The organism is Flavobacterium flavipigmentatum (genome assembly GCF_020911905.1).
In the GTDB taxonomy this organism is placed as follows: Bacteria; Bacteroidota; Bacteroidia; order Flavobacteriales; family Flavobacteriaceae; genus Flavobacterium; species Flavobacterium flavipigmentatum.
The window spans coordinates 1,281,593-1,299,396 of record NZ_CP087133.1; the positions used below are offsets into that span (position 1 = coordinate 1,281,593).

Genomic DNA, 17,804 nt, shown 5'->3' on the forward strand with positions numbered 1-17,804 from the left:
TTTATCTTACAAATATGTAGCACAAAAAAAGCGTGTTATTCTAAAAGTCTACCTTTTAAAATAACACGCTTTAAATTATCTCAGAATTTAGGTTACCCCAAATGTTCCAACATGTCTTTGGTCATCGATTCCAAATCAAAAGTATGTTTCCAGCCCCAATCTTTTCTGGCTTCTGTATCATCAATACTTGCAGGCCAGCTATCGGCAATTTTCTGACGGAAATCAGGATTATAAGTGATTTCAAATTCAGGAATATGTTTTTGAATCTCAGCAGCAATTTCTGTTGGCGTAAAACTCATTGCAGCCAAATTATAAGAAGAATGTATTTTGATTTCTTCGGCCGGTGCTTTCATAATACTAATCGTTGCTTCAATCGCATCATCCATATACATCATCGGCATTTTGGTTTCTGAAGATAAAAAGCATTCGTATTTTTTATCGGCAATCGCTTTGTAAAAAATATCGACAGCATAATCTGTCGTTCCGCCGCCTGGAGGTGTTGACCAGCTGATCAAGCCCGGATAGCGAATGCTGCGCACATCAACTCCATAGATATTATGGTAGTATTCGCACCATCTTTCGCCGGCTTGTTTACTAATTCCGTACACTGTCGAAGGCTCCATTATGGTATATTGAGGCGTATTTTCTTTCGGAGTTGTGGGCCCAAAAACGGCAATACTGGAAGGCCAGAATATTTTTTTTATTTTTTTTGCTTTCGCTAAATTCAAAACGTGGAAAAGAGAATTCATATTCAGATCCCAAGCAAAAGCAGGATTTTTTTCGGCTGTAGCCGATAAAAGAGCCGCCATCAAATAAATATCTGTAATTTGATGCAATTCGACAAGATGCTCAATTTGATTAAAATCCAAAGCATTAACCACTTCAAACGGACCAGAATTGACAACCTCAGTGTTTAATTTTCGGATATCAGAAGCAATTACATTTTCTGTTCCGTACAACTTGCGTAGCTTTTGTGTCAGTTCTGTACCAATTTGACCGCAAGCACCAATTATCAATATTTTTGGATTCATTTTGAGAGGGTTTTAATACTGCAAATATAACGGTTTCGTAAATAATTTTACTTTTTAGAGACTAAATTTATAAAATTAACAATAATGAACTTTGTTTTTTGGATTATTAGCTAGCTTTATAATTATTCCAAAAAAAAGTTGAGCCACAGATGTCAAAGATCAAAATGATTTTTAATGTCTTGTCTGTAAAAATAATTACTATTAATTTTTTTTATGAATGGCAAAAAAACAATCTTGATTTATAGAATCTTTGGCAAAAAACAGCATTCGTAATTGTAAATTTACTTTGTAACTTTGTAGCTTAATGTTTTGTCTAATGAAATATAAAATATCTCTTTTGCTGCTTTTTGTTTTTGCACTGAATTCGTGTCAGAATGAAAACGCAAAACGTCTTGCTGAAAACGCAAAAGAAGCCAAAAAAAAGGAAGTGATTTTTAATAACATCAATAAAGGCTGGGTTTTTATTGACGAACCGATCAATGAAGTTTCGGAGCAAAAAGTAAAAACCTGGAACGAATGGCGTGAATTTTTAAAAGAACTTGATGATAAACCAAGAAAAACAATTGGTGCTTTTCAGAAAAAATCGACTGCGATTGCCAAAAAAGCAATGGCATTAAACGAGAATATTCCTCCCGAGTTTAATATTCCACAGATAAAAAGCAGGATTTCGATTTTGATTACCAAAGTCAAAATGATGGATTTGTTTCTTCATTTAGACAGAATTCCAGACGAAAAAGTAACTTTTTTAATTGGTGAAATCAACAAAGAATTGGTTTCTTTAGAAAGACAAATGGACAAAATTGTCGAGAAAAGTAAAATTCCTAAAGAAGAAGGAGAAGCTGATTTCTTGAGAATGTTAGACACAACCCGCGCAATTCCGAATACACCTGCACCTTTAGATAAAAATTTACAAGTTGAGTAAAAACGCCTTATATTCGATGTATGATAATTTGCCTAAAACACAGCAAATTGCCACACAATTACTAGAAGAAAGTTCTGTAAAAATGCATCTTAACGGTTTGTTGGGATCTGCATTTTCATTTATAATTCGTGCGGTTTTTAAGAAAGCCGAATTGCCTTTTTTGGTCGTTTTAGACAATAAAGAAGAAGCTGCTTATTATTTGAACGATTTGGAACAAATGATAGGAGAACAGGATGTTTTGTTTTATCCGGGCTCGTTTCGTCGTCCTTACGAAATAGAAGAAACGGATAACGCTAATGTTTTGCTTCGTGCTGAGGTTTTAAACCGAATAAATTCGCGTAAAAAACCAGCGATTATAGTCACGTATCCAGAAGCTCTTTTTGAAAAAGTCGTTACCCGTCAGCAATTGGACAAAAACACTTTAAAAGTGGCGCTGAATGACAAGATTTCGATCGATTTTATCAATGAAGTTTTGTTTGAATATGAATTTAAAAGAGTCGATTTTATTACAGAACCGGGCGAATTTTCAGTTCGTGGAGGAATTGTCGATGTTTTCTCTTTTTCGAATGATCATCCGTACCGAATTGAATTCTTCGGAAATGAAGTAGACAGTATCAGAAGTTTTGATGTTGAGACGCAATTGTCTGTCGAAACACATAAAAAAATTACGATTATCCCCAATGTCGAAAACAAAATATTTCAGGAAAACCGCGAAAGTTTCTTAGATTATATTTCTGAGAAAACAGTTATTTTTATTCAAAATACCGACGGTCTTTTTAGTCAGTTAGACAAACAATTTGCAAGAGCCGAAGAAGCTTTTGCGAAACTATCGGGAGAAATAAAACACGCGACACCAGAACAATTGTTCTTAAATCAAACGTCGTTTATCAAACGCGCTTTAGATTTTTCTATTGTCGAACTGGCGTGTAAACCCATCTTCAGAACAACCAAAAAATTTGATTTTCACATTCAGCCACAGCCTTCCTTCAACAAACAATTTGATTTGTTATTGAATAATTTGAGCGAGAATCATTTTAACGGTTTTAAAAATTATTTATTTTGTTCGAATGAAGCACAGGCAAAGCGTTTTCATGATATTTTCGAGACTTTAGACGAAGCCAATTCAGAGAACATCCGAAAACAATATCACACCGTCGTATTGCCTTTGTACCAAGGTTTTGTTGACGAAGAAAATCAAATTACAGCCTACACCGATCATCAGATTTTTGAGCGGTACCATAAATTTAATATAAAGAACGGCTATTCAAAAAAGCACAATATCACGCTAAAAGAGCTTACTGCGCTTTCGGTTGGCGATTATGTAACACACATCGATCACGGAATTGGTAAGTTTGGAGGCTTGCAAAAAATTCAGGTGGAAGGCAAAACTCAGGAAGCCATCAAATTGGTGTATGCCGATAATGATATTGTGTATGTTAGCATTCATTCGCTTCATAAAATTTCAAAATACAACGGAAAAGACGGAACGCCGCCTAAAATCTACAAATTAGGTTCGAATGCCTGGAAGATTTTAAAACAAAAAACCAAAGCACGCGTCAAACACATTGCCTTCAATTTGATTCAGTTGTATGCAAAACGCCGCCTTGAAAAAGGTTTTCAGTTTGCGCCAGATAGTTATTTGCAAAACGAGCTCGAAAGTTCATTTATTTACGAAGACACACCGGATCAAACCAAATCTACACAAGAAGTAAAAGCCGACATGGAAAGCGATCGCCCAATGGATCGCCTGGTTTGCGGCGATGTAGGTTTCGGGAAAACAGAAGTTGCTATTCGTGCTGCTTTTAAGGCTGTCGATAATAGCAAACAAGTTGCCGTTTTGGTTCCGACCACGATTTTGGCGTACCAGCATTACAGAACTTTTACGGAAAGATTAAAAGACATGCCGGTTTCTGTTGGTTATTTAAACCGATTTAGAACCGCCAAACAAAAAGCGCAAACCTTAAAAGATTTAGCCGAAGGAAAACTTGATATTGTCATCGGAACGCATCAATTGGTCAACAAAAATGTCGTTTTTAAAGACCTTGGTTTGTTGATTGTGGATGAAGAACAAAAGTTTGGAGTAAACGTAAAAGACAAACTTAAAACCATTGCGGCAAATGTAGATACACTAACCTTGACGGCAACGCCAATCCCGAGAACACTTCAGTTTTCTTTGATGGCAGCGCGCGATTTATCTGTAATTACAACGCCTCCGCCGAATCGTTATCCTATCGAAACCAATGTGGTTAGTTTTAATGAAGAAGTAATTCGTGATGCGATTTCGTATGAAATTCAGCGTAACGGACAGGTTTTCTTTATCAATAACCGTATCGAAAACATAAAAGAAGTGGCAGGAATGATTCAGCGTTTGGTACCCAATGCGAGAGTCGGAATTGGTCACGGACAAATGGAAGGCGCCAAACTCGAAGAATTGATGTTGGGCTTCATGAACGGTGATTTTGATGTTTTGGTGGCCACCACCATTATCGAAAGTGGTTTGGACGTGCCTAATGCCAATACAATTTTCATCAACAATGCCAACAATTTCGGATTGTCAGATTTGCATCAAATGCGTGGGCGAGTGGGTCGAAGCAATAAAAAAGCATTCTGTTATTTTATCTGTCCGCCCTATTCTGCAATGACGGAAGATGCCCGAAAACGAATTCAGGCTTTGGAACAATTTAGTGAATTGGGCAGTGGTTTCAACATTGCGATGAAGGATTTGGAAATTCGTGGAGCAGGAGATTTATTAGGCGGAGAACAAAGCGGATTTATTAACGAGATTGGCTTTGATACCTACCAAAAAATCATGAACGAAGCCATCGAGGAATTAAAAGAAAACGAATTTAAAGATTTATATCCCGAAGAAAATAATATTGAAACAAAGGAATACGTAAAAGATTTACAAATTGATACCGATTTTGAGTTGTTGTTTTCTGATGAATATATCAATAATGTTACTGAGCGTTTGAGTTTGTACAACGAGTTGGGTTCTGTAAAAAACGAAGCCGAATTGGTGATTTTCCAAAACAAATTAATCGATCGTTTTGGGCCAATGCCTCCGCGCGCCAATGCGTTGATGAACAGCATTCGTATCAAATGGATTGCGACCAACATCGGAATTGAGAAACTGGTCATGAAAAAAGGCAAAATGATTGGCTATTTTGTATCCGATCAGCAATCTGATTATTACCAATCTTCGAAGTTTAGAAAGGTGTTGCAATTTGTACAAAAACAAAGCAGCCTTTGCACTATGAAAGAAAAACAAACACCAAATGGTTTGCGACTTTTATTGACGTTTGACAATGTAAAATCGACCAAAAGAGCGTTAGAATTGATGGAGATGTTGGGGGAGTAAATTGTTTTTTTAGCAGCGGAACAATTGGGTTTCAAAAGGCGATCAGTCTTGATATCTCTTTTACCCGAGCGATAGCGAACAGGCGAAGCAAATCATCACAAATGCAAAACTAACTTCCTATTTAGGCAATTGCTCAAATTGCTTGTAGTGTGTGTTGGCGGTTCGTTATTTTTTCTCATTGGTTTTAATTCCGTCAAAAAAATAGTCCAAAATATATTTGTCAAATTCGTCAAGGTCAACTTTTTCTTTAATTGTTTCAATACCGATTTCATTGAATATTTCTATTGTCTGATGTATTGTAAGGTCTTTATCATAGAAGTTAATCATCTTAGATTTATGTATTTTCTTTGAAATTATTCTCGGAAGTCCATATTCTTCAAGTTGAAAAACAACAGAGGGTAAAAAGGCGTGCGATACATAAGATACGAATGGAGAAATATCGTAGTTCTTTCCTTTTAATATTTCTCTTTGAAGTGTATTTACGTCTTTTACAAGTGAAGAAAACTTAAATGATACATTTCTTTCTAACTTGAAAAAGTCATCAATTCCAACATTATGAGGTTCTAATAATTTCAATAATTCAGGTATGCTTTTAAACCAATTATCCCTAAGAATTTTGATAAAAGCAACAAAAGTGCTACTTTTTGTTTCCCAATAACCAGGTTTCAAATTGATAATTCGGTAAATGCTTTTGTCCCATTCATCCCTGTTTGAAGAGTTCAAATAGGAAAGCCCATTCCATTCGTTTGGATTACTTACCATATCTATAGCAATTGCTTTAATAAATTCTGAATCGCTTGATTGAAAAGCACCTTCGTCTTTTAGTTTTTTGTAAATATCTACTCCTAAAATATTTGACATTTCTTCTTGAAAATATTGAATTTTAGCAACTTGTTCTTTTGTCAAAACACCACTGTCATTTTCTGTGTCTAAGCCACCTAATATTTCTTCAGGAAAAGGCAAGTCTAATTGCGTTTGCTCACTTGTTGGTGGTTTGTCCAAAATATAAATCTTTCCAATAAAATGTCTAAACATTCTACCACCTCTACCAATGATATTGCGATAAGTAAAATCATTTAATCCTGATCGTCCATTTTTATTCATCCAAAGGATTACGTTTTCAGCAGACGTATTTACTCCTTCAATTATAGATGAAGTTGAGATAATATTATTAAGTCCATCTTTTTCTTCAAACAACTTTACTTGGATTTGACTTAGCGAACGATGTAACCGACCATTATGAATACCTGTTCCTCTTCTAACAGAATTGGTTAATGACCAATTGTAACTATAATTTTTAGATAACCACTTTGAAAAATTATTGAGAAGTTCACTATTTTTTTCTTCAAATCGAATATTGATAATGCTTGATATAATATCAATATTTGAGTAAGTACCTGCGTAAATTAAAGATTTGGTGTCTTGTGCGTTTAAAATTTCAATAAGTTTTTCAGTTTTCTTTTCTTCATCTTTTCCAATTTCTTGATAAAACTCTTTTACATCTAGAAAAACAGTATTAAAGTCAAGTTTTATAAAGTCCATTTCTTTTGTAAATGGATTTTCTCCTAAAGATGATATGTTTGGGGCTAAAAAATACCTTTGCTCTGATTTACTTCCAAGTTGAATAATTGCCTTTATCAAACTTGGTGAACGCTCTTTATCAAACTTTTTACTCGCTTTATAAAACTCATCAATTATCATTATGTCAAAGCGTTCTACTTTGTTTAAATAACTGATTGCTCTCTCTTGAGGGAAAATAAAAATGTTTTTATCTGCTGGTTCAACTTCTGTGGTAGTAATTATTTTATAATCAGAAGCGAATTTTTTATACAAACGCCTTCTTGTTTCATCAGTCAATGCAATTGTTGGCACAATAATCAAAACATTTTTAGGTTTTTTTATTTTGATAAATGCATCAATTACAAAACTCTTTCCAAAACTTGTTGGGGCACTAACCGCAATATTTTTGCCTTCTAGAAGTTGTTTAAGAAGCAATGATTGTTCTCTATGAAGAGTTAGTGGCTCATCTTCACCAACATCAACTTTAAAGACATCAAAAATAAATCTTTCTTCCCAATTTGATGTTTCAAGCTCTAGATAAGGAAAAAGACCTGTCTCACGAATTAGATGGTTTAAAAGAGGGGTATATCTTATGTTATTTGATTCGTGAAAATCAAGTAGTTTAATGAGTTCTTGTCTTGCATCATTTTCTTTATCAGCTATCAATAACTCATTGATTATTTGACATTGTTCAAAAATTTTGTTTTCCATATTATGCACGGTGAGCTTTAGCTTTTAAAATAAATGTATCAACGATTTTTGCTTTTTCTGCAACAGGAAAAAGGATAATGTGAAAGTTTATTTTTTCATAAAGATGAATGTCTTTAGATTTTTCAATCTGTTTCTTAAAATATGCTGTGGCTCTATCCTTATTAATTTCAATTATCTTATTTTTGTATTCATCTGTTAATGAATTTTGCTTTTTAGTTTCTTTACATTCATACAATAGCAAGATTGGTATATTCAGAATTGGTTTTATATTATCAATTGATACATCTTGAGCCAAACTTGATTTGATTTTAATTTTCAACTCATTCGAAATTCCCTCAAAATCGTTAATATCGCTCAGATTTGTGATTATACTATTTTCTTTTTTTAATTTATTTAAACTTATAGAGTCATTAACTGATTTTACAATTTCATCTAGTCTTGCATTTTCAATGTTGTTGTAAAATTTTGATTCTCCAAACCATAACGAAAAAGAATCATGAGATTCAACAACAATATGAATGCTATCAGCACCTTTGGCTTCATCATTTTTGTTTTGCTTGTAAAATATTTTAGGTACAATTGGCAAAGCTTTGTAATGATTTTTCATAATTCCATAAAGAACTATTTCGCCTATTTCACTACCACGACCATTTGTAGTTTCAATTAATCTTAAGTTTTTAGCGGATTCTGATAAAACAGAACCTTCTCCTCCTTTGTCAATTAGAGCTTTTCTTTCACTGTGACTTAATGCAGTTTCTTTAATGTTATCCCAAATGAAATTTTGAAATTTGTCAAATCTCCAACTTCCGTTTTCATAGTCGTTCATAAGTCCAAGAACTCTTTTGTTCTGGGTTGGTGTTAGTGTTGTGTCTAACTTTAGATTATCAAATATGTCGTTAACTATTACTTCAAATTTCATATTATTGTCTTGTTTCAGAGGATTTCTGTTATAATCACCACCAACTAGCATATACCGGACACAAACATTCGACAATCTACCCTAATTAAGGCGTATATGCGAAGTTCAGTTTTATAGTACGTTTTCGTTTTAATATAAGGCATCAAGCCTCATTCATTCTAAAAACAAATATCCCCATTCTATAATTATCATCTTTACGGGAAACCGTAATTGAAGATTATTTATTTTCAGACAAGTATACCACTAAATAAAAACTAGAGAGCAGGTATTAATACCTGTTTTTAGGTCTTTTCACGAAGTTTTTAGGTTCTATCATGAAGTGTTTGGGTTGTTTACCTAAATTTTTAGGTGCAGCACCCAAAACTTTAGGTCGGGAACCTAAAATTTTAGGTATGGAGACGTAAAACTTTAGGTCGGGAACCTAAACGTTTAGGTTGGGAACCTAAAACTTTGCCTTCAGCACCTAAACACTTCATGATGGAACCTAAACGTTTAGGTCTACAACCTAAATTTTGGGGTTCCGAACCCCTCGGATGGGGTTCTGAGGTGCTCGGTTGGGGTTCCGAACCCCAAATTTGACGTTCGGAACCCCAAATTTGGCCCCCAAGGACGTCAAATTTGACGTCTGGAACCTCATTTTTGACGTCTGGAACCCCATCGATGGGGCTCGACACCCCAAATTTGGGGTTCAGGACGCCATCGATGGAGCTTAGAACCCCAAACGACCTGTTTTTTAAGCCTTTACTTTAGAAAAAAGCCTTTTGAGAATCAGATTTCAAAAGAGGTTTTAAGTTGGGTAGCACTCTTTATAGTGTTCTGAATAGATTGATTGTGTTCTACAATAGAATAAATCCTTGATGGAATATTTGGGTTCCCCCTGCTAGCGCGAGCATCCCGCTCGTGAAAGTTCTCAACATCAATTAATATCAATTTATAAAACAGTTTGGTCATTGTCTCCATAATTTCTTACCGTACTATATTTCTAGTCTAGACGAGTAAAGCCTTTGAGTTGCTATTTTTATACTTTGTGTTCACGAGCGGGACGCTCGCGCTAGCAGGGGGCTGTTATCACTTCAAAATATTCCGAATAGTATTTTATTCCAATCATATTTTGAGATCCTTTAATTATTCGGAAATTAAAACAACTTCTCCGTTTTCATACTTATGAGGATAGTCATATGGTATTGTATATGAAATGGTATACTTTATAACTAAATCATTACCTAACATAAACAAATCACCGTCACCTTCAATCGTATCGTCTTCACTTTTTTCAGGAATATTTAATTTTTTAATTAAGGATTCTTTTAAAAAAGAATGAGTCAGGTTTTCATCCATAGGTTTCGAGTTTTTGTAAAAACAAATTTCTCGGTTACTTCCAATCCAATTAGGCCCAATATCACTACGAACTTTCCATTTAACTGAAAAAGTATTTGAAATCAGCTCATTCTTTAGTTCATCTTTAATATTCATTGTGATTGTTTGTTAAAATTGGCTACAACGTCTTGGCACTACAGCGGGTTTGGGACTAAATTAAGGCCTATTTTCGGATATGCCAAATCATTCCAAATACAAAACCAACTGTCCATTAAGCCAATTGCTCAAATCCGTTGTAGTAGTTGTTATAAGCCGTTTTTTTGAGCACAACGGTTATTTATTTGTCTTCTTTTTTTTATTTTGTTCTTTCAGTTCTTCTTCAATACTTTTTTCAGCAAACATTTTGTCTGTTGCGTGCTGAATGATAAAATACAAGTTCATTCTTTTACCATCTTCAAATTTTGCTTCAAGTATGTCGATGAAGTTTCCATTTTTATCTCTACCGGAACCCATTGTGCCAATGTCCGCATCAACAACCTTATAAATAAAATCTTGTCCATCAGCTGGCCCTAAAGCAAATGCAGGTGTTTCAATTGTCGTACCATCACCGCTGAAATACATAGCTTCAAAAATCCTTTGCCCTTTATAAGAATAAAATTTTGCACTCTCTTCTTTTTCAAGTTTTTGATAAGAATAAGCAATTTCAAAAAGTACTTTAACGCTTAAAGGATGTGTTTCAATAAATTTTATTCCTTTGTCTAGTGCTTCTTGATATTTTTTTTCTCCGTTAAGATTGTAAATTTCTCTTTCTGTGTTAATGTCTTGGTAGGGTTTATATTCTTTCTTGTCAGTAAAACCTATTAACAAAGCTAAAACTTCAAAATTGGTCATCGTAGTATCGTTTACATAAAAACGTTTTAATAGTTTTTCGTAAGAAAGACTGTCATTTAGATCGTTCGTTTTCAGAAGCACTTTTTTAAAGTCATCTTTGTAATTAAATGTTGTTTGTCCAAACATAATTTGTCCCGATGTAATAATCAGAATCAGCCCAAACGTTTTAAATATTTTTGTCATTGTTGTGTATCGTTTTAAAATGGATTATAAAGTTCCCGCGCTACAAGCAGTAATTATTTAATCTTCTGTTACATAATCAAAATTTCCATCTGCTGGTATTGTTAAAATTCCTTTTTTATTCATTTCGTCAGTTGATTGTGTATAAATGAAATGATACCACCAAATAAAAAATTCTTCAAAAGATATTTCTTTGTCATAGCCTAATTTAGCATATACCTTTTTGCTATAATTTCTTTCTTCTTCTAAAATTTTTAATAAGTCAGGTAAGTAGATTTTAGCCATTTCATCGAAAATTTTGTTGTCTGATCTTGAAATTAGATTTTCAGATGAAGATATTCTTAAATTAAGTCTGTTATTTCCATAGACGCTATTATATCTATCTCCACTTTTTTGAGATTGATTGCCATAAATCCCAAAAGATTCTATTTGTGGATTTGTATTTTCGCTGATTTTGTAATAATAATGATTTCCATGTCTTAAAGGTCTATCTTCTTGCTTAAGAAAATCTTTTTCAACGTTATCAATTTGCCAAGAATCTAATAAAACATCACTTAAAATCAGAAATGACCATTTTTGAAAATTTTGTTTTTTTGAAATTTCCGTTTTGTCAAATTGTGATTTTATTTCAGATAAATTTTTAGTTATTGATTTTGTAATTTTTTTAGAAATGGGTTTTGCATATTTATAAAGTAATTTTCCATCTTTTGAGTCGGCAATGAAAACTGTTGGCTTGTATTGATTATTTATTTGATGAAGCCAATTTTTGGATTTTAATAAGGAAATTAGATTTGACATTTTTTCGTCTTTAAACTTTGTAAAGTTTTGAAAGTCATTTGGAGTATAACCTTTATGAAGTGTAAATAAAAACACGTCCAAACTGTCTTTTTCTATTCTAAAATCCGGAAAATTATCCCCTCTCGAAATTAGAGATTGTTCTATTTTTATTTTAAAAAATTGGTCAATTTTATTTTGAGCATTTACATATTCTCCTAATAATAGAAAAATTAATATTAATAATTTTGGTGTTTTCATTACTTATTTTCTTGTATTATTGCTGGTAACTTCCCTCTACTACAGCGGGTTTTAGACTAAATCAAGTTCATTCTTCGGATTTGTCAAATCTTCCAAATACAAAACAACTTTCCATTAAGCCAATTGCTCAAATTTGTTGGAGCTGTTATGTTACGTTTTTTTCTATTTCTTTTTCGTATGAAGTTTCAAATCCTAAATAGCTAATGTCATTGAGTTTAAAAGATTCAACATCACTCCATTTGGCATCTTGAGTAATCAAATGTAATTCAACAGAATCATTATTTACCTCTAAAACTTTTCCAACAAAAAAGGTGTCTTCATCATTATAAGTAAAAATTGTTACTAATTTAGATTTTAAGTTTTTCAACGAAGTTTCTAAATCTATAAAACTATTTAGATCAATAGTGGCTATTACATTTTCTGAATTATCATTTTTTAATTCTGAATATTCATCGTCTTCCCATATTCTAAATTTCTCAAAGTCTCTATTTTGAACAATTGTAAATCCATCAAACTCTCCATTTTCTTGATCAAAATTAAGAAGCATTACAATTTCTGAGTTTGCTATTAAACACACTCCAGTATAAACATTGTCTGTATTTGGAGCAGTGTCAATATCAATTATTTGTCTCGCGTTTATTATCTCTTTTAATTTCAAGATTTTGTTTTTTTACAATGTGGTATAAAGTTCTGATGATAAGCAGGTTTGCGACTAAATTAAGTCTTATTTTCAGATTTACCACCCGAGCAATAGCGAACAGGCGAAGCAAATCATCCCAAATACAAAACCAATTTCAAATTAAGCCTAATACCCAAATTGCTTGTAGCGTGTCTTGGCACTAATTTTTATTTATTCTGCGTCATAATATTGTCCAAACCATTTGTCAAACGCTTCTTTGTATTTTTCTTGTGCAGAACTAATGACAGCAGAAGGTTCTTGAATTTGGTCTAACCCATAATCTCCTTTTAACCACTTTAAGAATTCATCCAAATCTTCGCTTTCTTCATAATCATCTTCGTCTTTATAAAAATAGATTTCTTCAAAATCAACTGAAATCTCTGTGTCAAATGTTATTAAATGCAGAAGTTGCAAAATATTTTCGGCTACAATATGTACACCGCCTTCGTCACCAAATACAACAATTGGCATTTCGTTCATTGGTTTCGTCGTTTCGTCATTCCAAATTGCATAAAAAGAACCCGAACCATTTGCTTGCGCAAAAGGAAATAATTTGTCTATAAATAATGATTCTTTGTTCCAACTTTTAAGTCCTGTTTTGTCGTCAATTAATACTCCAAAACCTTGTGAGTAATTTTCAAAAGAAGAGATATTTGTTTGAAAGTAAATTAGTTTCTCTAATTCGGTTGGAATTGCGGTCAACCCCCAATTTTCTTTAAATTCGTTAATGTCCATATCTTGTTGTTTTAGTTCTGTGGTCGTTCTGTAAAATTACTGCCAACGTTTCCTTGCTAGAGCTTATGGCGGCTTATGGAAGGCTTTTTTCCATAGCCGACCCAGCGAAGTTAGGAAAAGGAAACGAACAATGTACCGAACAACTAGCCATTAGATTTACCATGTGGTGGTAGATGGTTTTAATTTTTAATTATTTTAATTGCTTTAAAAACTTGATCATTTAGATTTATTTTTAAAAGATACATTCCTTTTGGAAGATCAATTCTTGATAAATTTAGTTTTTCAACATTTAAAGTATCATAAAGTATTTTATCTGTTATTAATTTTGAAATCAATTTTCCATTTAAATCATACAAATCAATATTTATTTTGCCTGAACCATTAATGTTAATATAGATTTCATCTAAGCCGTTAAAAGGATTTGGGAAAAACGATATATTTTTAACCTCGTCAATTGAATAATTTGATAAGTTAGTTTGATTGTTTATTCTAGCTAATACTTGATTCCCTTTATTACCAGCCATTACAATTTTATTGTCAGATTGTATTAACATTGTACTAAAATATTCATGACCATCTCCAAAAGTGGTGGTAAAAAATCCATTTTTACCAAAAGAATTATTTAACACGCCTGCAGAATTAAAAGATTCTAAACCAAAATCGTAATCGTTTATAGGACCCACACCATAACCAACGATTAAATTATTATTATTATCAAAACATATATCATCTGCAAAGCTTGATATTGAAACTCCCGTTGATGTATTTCCAAAATCTCTTAATATTATACCATTTGTTCCAAACGTATTATCAATAATGCCGTTTGAATTATATTTTGTGATAAAAGCTTTATACTTAATATTATTATAAGTACTACCAGCTGCATAAATTTCATTATTGCTAGAGATAACACATTTATTCAATTGCGCTATATTATTATATGACACTTCTACAATACCATTATTATTATTGCCAAAAGAATTAATTACTTGACCATTTGAATTATATCTAACCATTAAGTAATTACTTATAATATGTCTTCTGCCAACAGCAATTATATCTTCGTTGTCAATAAATTTCATATCTAATATTTCACCTCTGTATATGTTTGGGGTGTATACATAACCATTTACTCCAAAAGTAGTGTCAACAGTTCCATTTGGAGTTAATCTTGCCAATCCAAATGTATCTTGATTTGGGTTAGTCATTAAAGTAAATCCTCCTCCAACTATAATATTACCATTGCTCTGAATCAATATTGAATTTATTGTTTGTGAATAATTCAACTTTAGAATTTTTATACCATTTATCCCAAAAGTTAAATCTAATTTTCCATCATTATTATATCTAACAATCATGATATCAGAATCAGTAATATTTCCAGATTGTGTAAAAGTTGTACCGGCAACTACAATTTTACCATCGTTTTGTAGTGAAACACTGCTCGCACTACAATGGTCTCCGACTAATGTTGTAACATAGCCAGAATCTCCAAAAGAAACATCCAAGTCTCCATTTGTTAAATACCTAGTTACCAGAAATGAGGATCCTGGAGCAATCGAATAAGTATTTCCAACAACAATTATTTTTCCATCATTTTGAATTTTTGAATCATAAGCTTGGTTATTTTGTCCAAAATTATTTGATGTTTTTCCTAAAATTCCAAAAGTAGTATCTAATGAACCATTTTGACTATATAAAATATTTGATATTAATAAATTTGTAAAAAGTATAATTAAATTTTTTGTAATGTTTTTCATTTTTTAGATTATTTAAATTTGATTTGTTTAACTGTTTCAAAATCTTTGCTAACGTTCTAGGGCTTTGCGTTCTGGCGGAAAATAGAAGCACAAAAGCCAATATTATTACTAAACTTCACTTAAAAAAACTACCGTTTAATTTTGAACTTCAGCCCGTCTGAATAAAGATTCTTGTTTGTAGCAGTTTATACTTTTTGTCTTGCAAGTTGTTTATTTATTTGATGCGCAATAAACAAGTTTGGAATCCAACACAACCAAGCTACAGTAATATAGGCTTTTAAAAAATCACCATAAATTATGGTCAAAAGCGGAAGCCATATTCTTAATGTTACAGCAGCAAAACACGCTGCATAACTATACACCATCATCTTTTGATGTTGTGCAATACGTTTGTTCTTTATCTGTAAATAAGCATTTAAAGTCGTATAGAACCAAACAATGCCTAAAGAAATAAATCCTAAAGAAGAGGGGAGTCCTCCTGTTGCAAAAAAACCAATATAAATACCAGCAATTGAACTTAGCATAACTGAAATCAAATAAAGTTTACCAATTTGCTTGTGTAGTCTAAGATTTTTTAACCTAATTTTTGAACTGAATTGTGTCCAACCAATAAGTAAAGCCATTCCCCCTAAAAGAATATGAGTATAGAAGCCAATGTTCCAAAATGTGTTGGTCAACAACTCGGCTGGTTTCGAACTTAATAATCCAAATTTTCTGTCTATAAAAAAATAAATGCTTGGGTAGAGTCCAATTATAATTGCAAATACAATTAGTAAAATCCACATTATTTTTTTTGTCATAGTATTTATTGTTCTTTTAAATTGCCACATAACGTTCCAGCACTACACGAAGTTAGGGACTAAATTAAGCCCATTCTTCAGATTTGCCAAACATCCAATACAAAAACAACTTTCCATTAAGCCAATTGCCCAAATCCGTTGTAGTGGCTGTTATGCCTTGTTTTTTATAATTTGTGCAAGATGATTCATAAATTCCTTATGTTTAAAATAATAAAAAGGCCCGTCCAAAAAATCTATTAAGTGTTGAGTTTTATTATCATATTTAATATATATCCTGTTATAAATATTTTTCATCCCAGTATTTTTTGAAATTATCTTTTCACTTGTCAATTTATTAAATTTCGAAAAATCTATTTCTATTTTTGGAATGAAAAATCTTCCAATTAGATTGTTGCTTTTTACGTGAATTTTTCTTTTTTTTATATCAATTTCAATATTATTTGTTGTTGGATAAAATTTAAAATAGCTTATAATTAGTACAATTTCAAGTATTACAAAAAGCCAGATAAAAATATCATGCGGATTTTTTATTATTAGTACTGAAGGCATTCCTAAAATAATTATTGAACAAATTCCAATTAATATATTGTCAGATTTAGCTTTTATGACAAAGTTGCTTTCAGTCCCAATTATTTTAAAACGAGAATTATTCTGCTTTGACAATTCAATTAGGTTGTCGAAATGTTCTGATATGTTACTCAATTCTTCTTGTCTTTTTTCTTTTTTAAAAATGATGTATAACGGTTCGGGGCTTCTCGTCAGTTGCGAAGTTCGGAACGAATTATTTTCTGTTAAAGATAAAAATTCTTGCGAAACGTGAACGTGAACTTACCACAAAATTCCCCTGCTAGCGCGAGCGTCCCGCTCGTGAAAGTTCTCAACATCAATTAATATCAATTTATAAAACAGTTTGGTCATTGTCTCCATAATTTCTTACCGTACTATATTTCTAGTCTAGATGATTAGTAATGCCTTTGAGTTGCTATTTTTATACTTTGTGTTCACGAGCGTGACGCTCGCGCCAGCTGTGAAACCGATGTTAGCGGACGTTTTTTATTATTTTTTCAACCCTTAAAAAGTCTTCCATATTTGGAAATTTTAATGTTTTAACTAATAAATTTTCTCCTTTAATTTCAATCTCAAGTTCTTTTTCCTTTTCAAAGAACTTTAAAGTTCGAATTATATTTAGAATATTATTTGATTTTTTATATGTAAAAATCTCATAATCATTCAGTTTTATATCATCGTCATTTCTTAATAAATCAGATATACTTTCAAAGTTTGTTTTTTCTCTCAAATAAAAATGACCTGTTAATTTTTCATTTTTAATCCAAAACATAATTTGTGATTCATTGAAGTTATTTTGATAATTATTTTGTGCTTTATATTCCACAGCAGGGAAAAATATAAAATTTTTCCCATTATCAAACGAGAATGAATTTGAATATGACCAATCATCATATTTTTCAAATATTTTTGTATGTTCTAAAATTTTAATTTGTGAGTTCGTAAGTTTATTATATTCATATCCACTTACTTTTAGATGATTTATTAACTCTTCTGCATCTTTTTCTCTACCAAAATAAAATTTCTCAATTTCTTCCTTACTTTTTACACGATTTAAATTATTATGAGGAATCCAATGTCCAGATTCTGCTTGTTCTAATGTAAGTTTAGTTCCTGTTTCAGGATCATAAATAAATTCATCTTTCAGACTTTCTTTTAATTTTCTATCATATTCTTTATCTTCATCTGATTGTTTAAAAAATTTGCATACTTGAACTATAACTATTAGACTTATAGAAATATAAAAAACAATTTCGCCTAATACCATAATTTAAAAGTTTAGTTTTTTGTTATAAGTTGCTGGTTTACTGCCTGTTTGTCAAAATGTCTGCTAACTTGT

The 17,804-nt window shown here is 31.9% G+C and carries 14 protein-coding genes; 2 read left to right on the top strand and 12 right to left on the bottom strand.

The window, feature by feature from the left end; translation table 11 throughout:
• Positions 1-92: 92 nt before the first annotated feature.
• A complete protein-coding gene (locus LNP22_RS05970; protein ID WP_210665434.1) occupies positions 93-1,031 on the bottom strand; it encodes an L-threonine 3-dehydrogenase in 939 nt (312 codons plus the stop codon).
• A 316-nt stretch (positions 1,032-1,347) separates the two neighbouring features.
• Here LNP22_RS05970 and LNP22_RS05975 point away from each other — a divergent pair, with 316 nt between their 5' ends.
• Both LNP22_RS05975 and mfd read left to right on the top strand, forming a co-directional pair.
• A complete protein-coding gene (locus LNP22_RS05975; RefSeq protein ID WP_229975762.1) occupies positions 1,348-1,953 on the top strand; it encodes a hypothetical protein in 606 nt (201 codons plus the stop codon).
• Entirely contained in the window at positions 1,946-5,311 is a 3,366-nt protein-coding gene (gene mfd, locus LNP22_RS05980; protein WP_229975763.1) for a transcription-repair coupling factor, read from the top strand. The genes LNP22_RS05975 and mfd overlap by 8 nt, the downstream gene beginning before the upstream one ends.
• Before the next feature lie 165 nt (positions 5,312-5,476).
• Here the strand turns inward: mfd and LNP22_RS05985 are convergent, their stop codons facing one another.
• The 11 genes from LNP22_RS05985 to LNP22_RS06035 all read right to left on the bottom strand — a co-directional run bounded on the left by LNP22_RS05985 (position 5,477) and on the right by LNP22_RS06035 (position 17,732).
• On the bottom strand, positions 5,477-7,582 hold the full coding sequence (locus tag LNP22_RS05985) for a DEAD/DEAH box helicase (protein WP_229975764.1): 2,106 nt from the start codon (positions 7,580-7,582) through the stop codon (positions 5,477-5,479).
• A 1-nt stretch (position 7,583) separates the two neighbouring features.
• Positions 7,584-8,501 (bottom strand): HamA C-terminal domain-containing protein, encoded by a 918-nt coding sequence (locus LNP22_RS05990; RefSeq protein ID WP_229975765.1) that lies wholly within the window; start codon positions 8,499-8,501, stop codon positions 7,584-7,586.
• Between the two features lie 1,125 nt (positions 8,502-9,626).
• Positions 9,627-9,974 (bottom strand): hypothetical protein, encoded by a 348-nt coding sequence (locus LNP22_RS05995; RefSeq protein WP_229975766.1) that lies wholly within the window; start codon positions 9,972-9,974, stop codon positions 9,627-9,629.
• A 177-nt stretch (positions 9,975-10,151) separates the two neighbouring features.
• Positions 10,152-10,892: a DUF4919 domain-containing protein gene (locus LNP22_RS06000; RefSeq protein WP_229975767.1), complete on the bottom strand. Its 741-nt coding sequence runs from the start codon at positions 10,890-10,892 to the stop codon at positions 10,152-10,154.
• Between the two features lie 57 nt (positions 10,893-10,949).
• Positions 10,950-11,924 carry a hypothetical protein gene (locus tag LNP22_RS06005; protein WP_229975768.1) on the bottom strand — a complete coding sequence of 325 codons (975 nt, stop codon included), beginning with the start codon at positions 11,922-11,924 and terminating at the stop codon, positions 10,950-10,952.
• 145 nt (positions 11,925-12,069) lie between these two features.
• Positions 12,070-12,582 carry a hypothetical protein gene (locus LNP22_RS06010; protein WP_229975769.1) on the bottom strand — a complete coding sequence of 171 codons (513 nt, stop codon included), beginning with the start codon at positions 12,580-12,582 and terminating at the stop codon, positions 12,070-12,072.
• Between the two features lie 192 nt (positions 12,583-12,774).
• Positions 12,775-13,338 carry a hypothetical protein gene (locus LNP22_RS06015; protein WP_229975770.1) on the bottom strand — a complete coding sequence of 188 codons (564 nt, stop codon included), beginning with the start codon at positions 13,336-13,338 and terminating at the stop codon, positions 12,775-12,777.
• 179 nt (positions 13,339-13,517) lie between these two features.
• A complete protein-coding gene (locus LNP22_RS06020) occupies positions 13,518-15,098 on the bottom strand; it encodes a delta-60 repeat domain-containing protein (protein WP_229975771.1) in 1,581 nt (526 codons plus the stop codon).
• A 185-nt stretch (positions 15,099-15,283) separates the two neighbouring features.
• Positions 15,284-15,898 carry a DUF2306 domain-containing protein gene (locus LNP22_RS06025; protein ID WP_229975772.1) on the bottom strand — a complete coding sequence of 205 codons (615 nt, stop codon included), beginning with the start codon at positions 15,896-15,898 and terminating at the stop codon, positions 15,284-15,286.
• Between the two features lie 150 nt (positions 15,899-16,048).
• Positions 16,049-16,600 (bottom strand): hypothetical protein, encoded by a 552-nt coding sequence (locus LNP22_RS06030; RefSeq protein WP_229975773.1) that lies wholly within the window; start codon positions 16,598-16,600, stop codon positions 16,049-16,051.
• A gap of 337 nt (positions 16,601-16,937) precedes the next feature.
• Positions 16,938-17,732 (bottom strand): hypothetical protein, encoded by a 795-nt coding sequence (locus LNP22_RS06035; RefSeq protein WP_229975774.1) that lies wholly within the window; start codon positions 17,730-17,732, stop codon positions 16,938-16,940.
• Between the last annotated feature and the right edge of the window lie 72 nt (positions 17,733-17,804).

What these genes read in the sequence shown, in the direction of transcription:
- LNP22_RS06015 (WP_229975770.1), bottom strand. Translation starts at nt 13,338, where the DNA reads ATGGACATTAACGAATTTAAAGAAAATTGGGGGTTGACCGCAATTCCA.
- LNP22_RS05985 (WP_229975764.1), bottom strand. Translation starts at nt 7,582, where the DNA reads ATGGAAAACAAAATTTTTGAACAATGTCAAATAATCAATGAGTTATTG.
- LNP22_RS06025 (WP_229975772.1), bottom strand. Translation starts at nt 15,898, where the DNA reads ATGACAAAAAAAATAATGTGGATTTTACTAATTGTATTTGCAATTATA.
- LNP22_RS05970 (WP_210665434.1), bottom strand. Translation starts at nt 1,031, where the DNA reads ATGAATCCAAAAATATTGATAATTGGTGCTTGCGGTCAAATTGGTACA.
- LNP22_RS06020 (WP_229975771.1), bottom strand. Translation starts at nt 15,098, where the DNA reads ATGAAAAACATTACAAAAAATTTAATTATACTTTTTACAAATTTATTA.
- LNP22_RS06005 (WP_229975768.1), bottom strand. Translation starts at nt 11,924, where the DNA reads ATGAAAACACCAAAATTATTAATATTAATTTTTCTATTATTAGGAGAA.
- LNP22_RS05990 (WP_229975765.1), bottom strand. Translation starts at nt 8,501, where the DNA reads ATGAAATTTGAAGTAATAGTTAACGACATATTTGATAATCTAAAGTTA.
- LNP22_RS06000 (WP_229975767.1), bottom strand. Translation starts at nt 10,892, where the DNA reads ATGACAAAAATATTTAAAACGTTTGGGCTGATTCTGATTATTACATCG.
- LNP22_RS05975 (WP_229975762.1), top strand. Translation starts at nt 1,348, where the DNA reads ATGAAATATAAAATATCTCTTTTGCTGCTTTTTGTTTTTGCACTGAAT.
- LNP22_RS06035 (WP_229975774.1), bottom strand. Translation starts at nt 17,732, where the DNA reads ATGGTATTAGGCGAAATTGTTTTTTATATTTCTATAAGTCTAATAGTT.
- LNP22_RS05995 (WP_229975766.1), bottom strand. Translation starts at nt 9,974, where the DNA reads ATGAATATTAAAGATGAACTAAAGAATGAGCTGATTTCAAATACTTTT.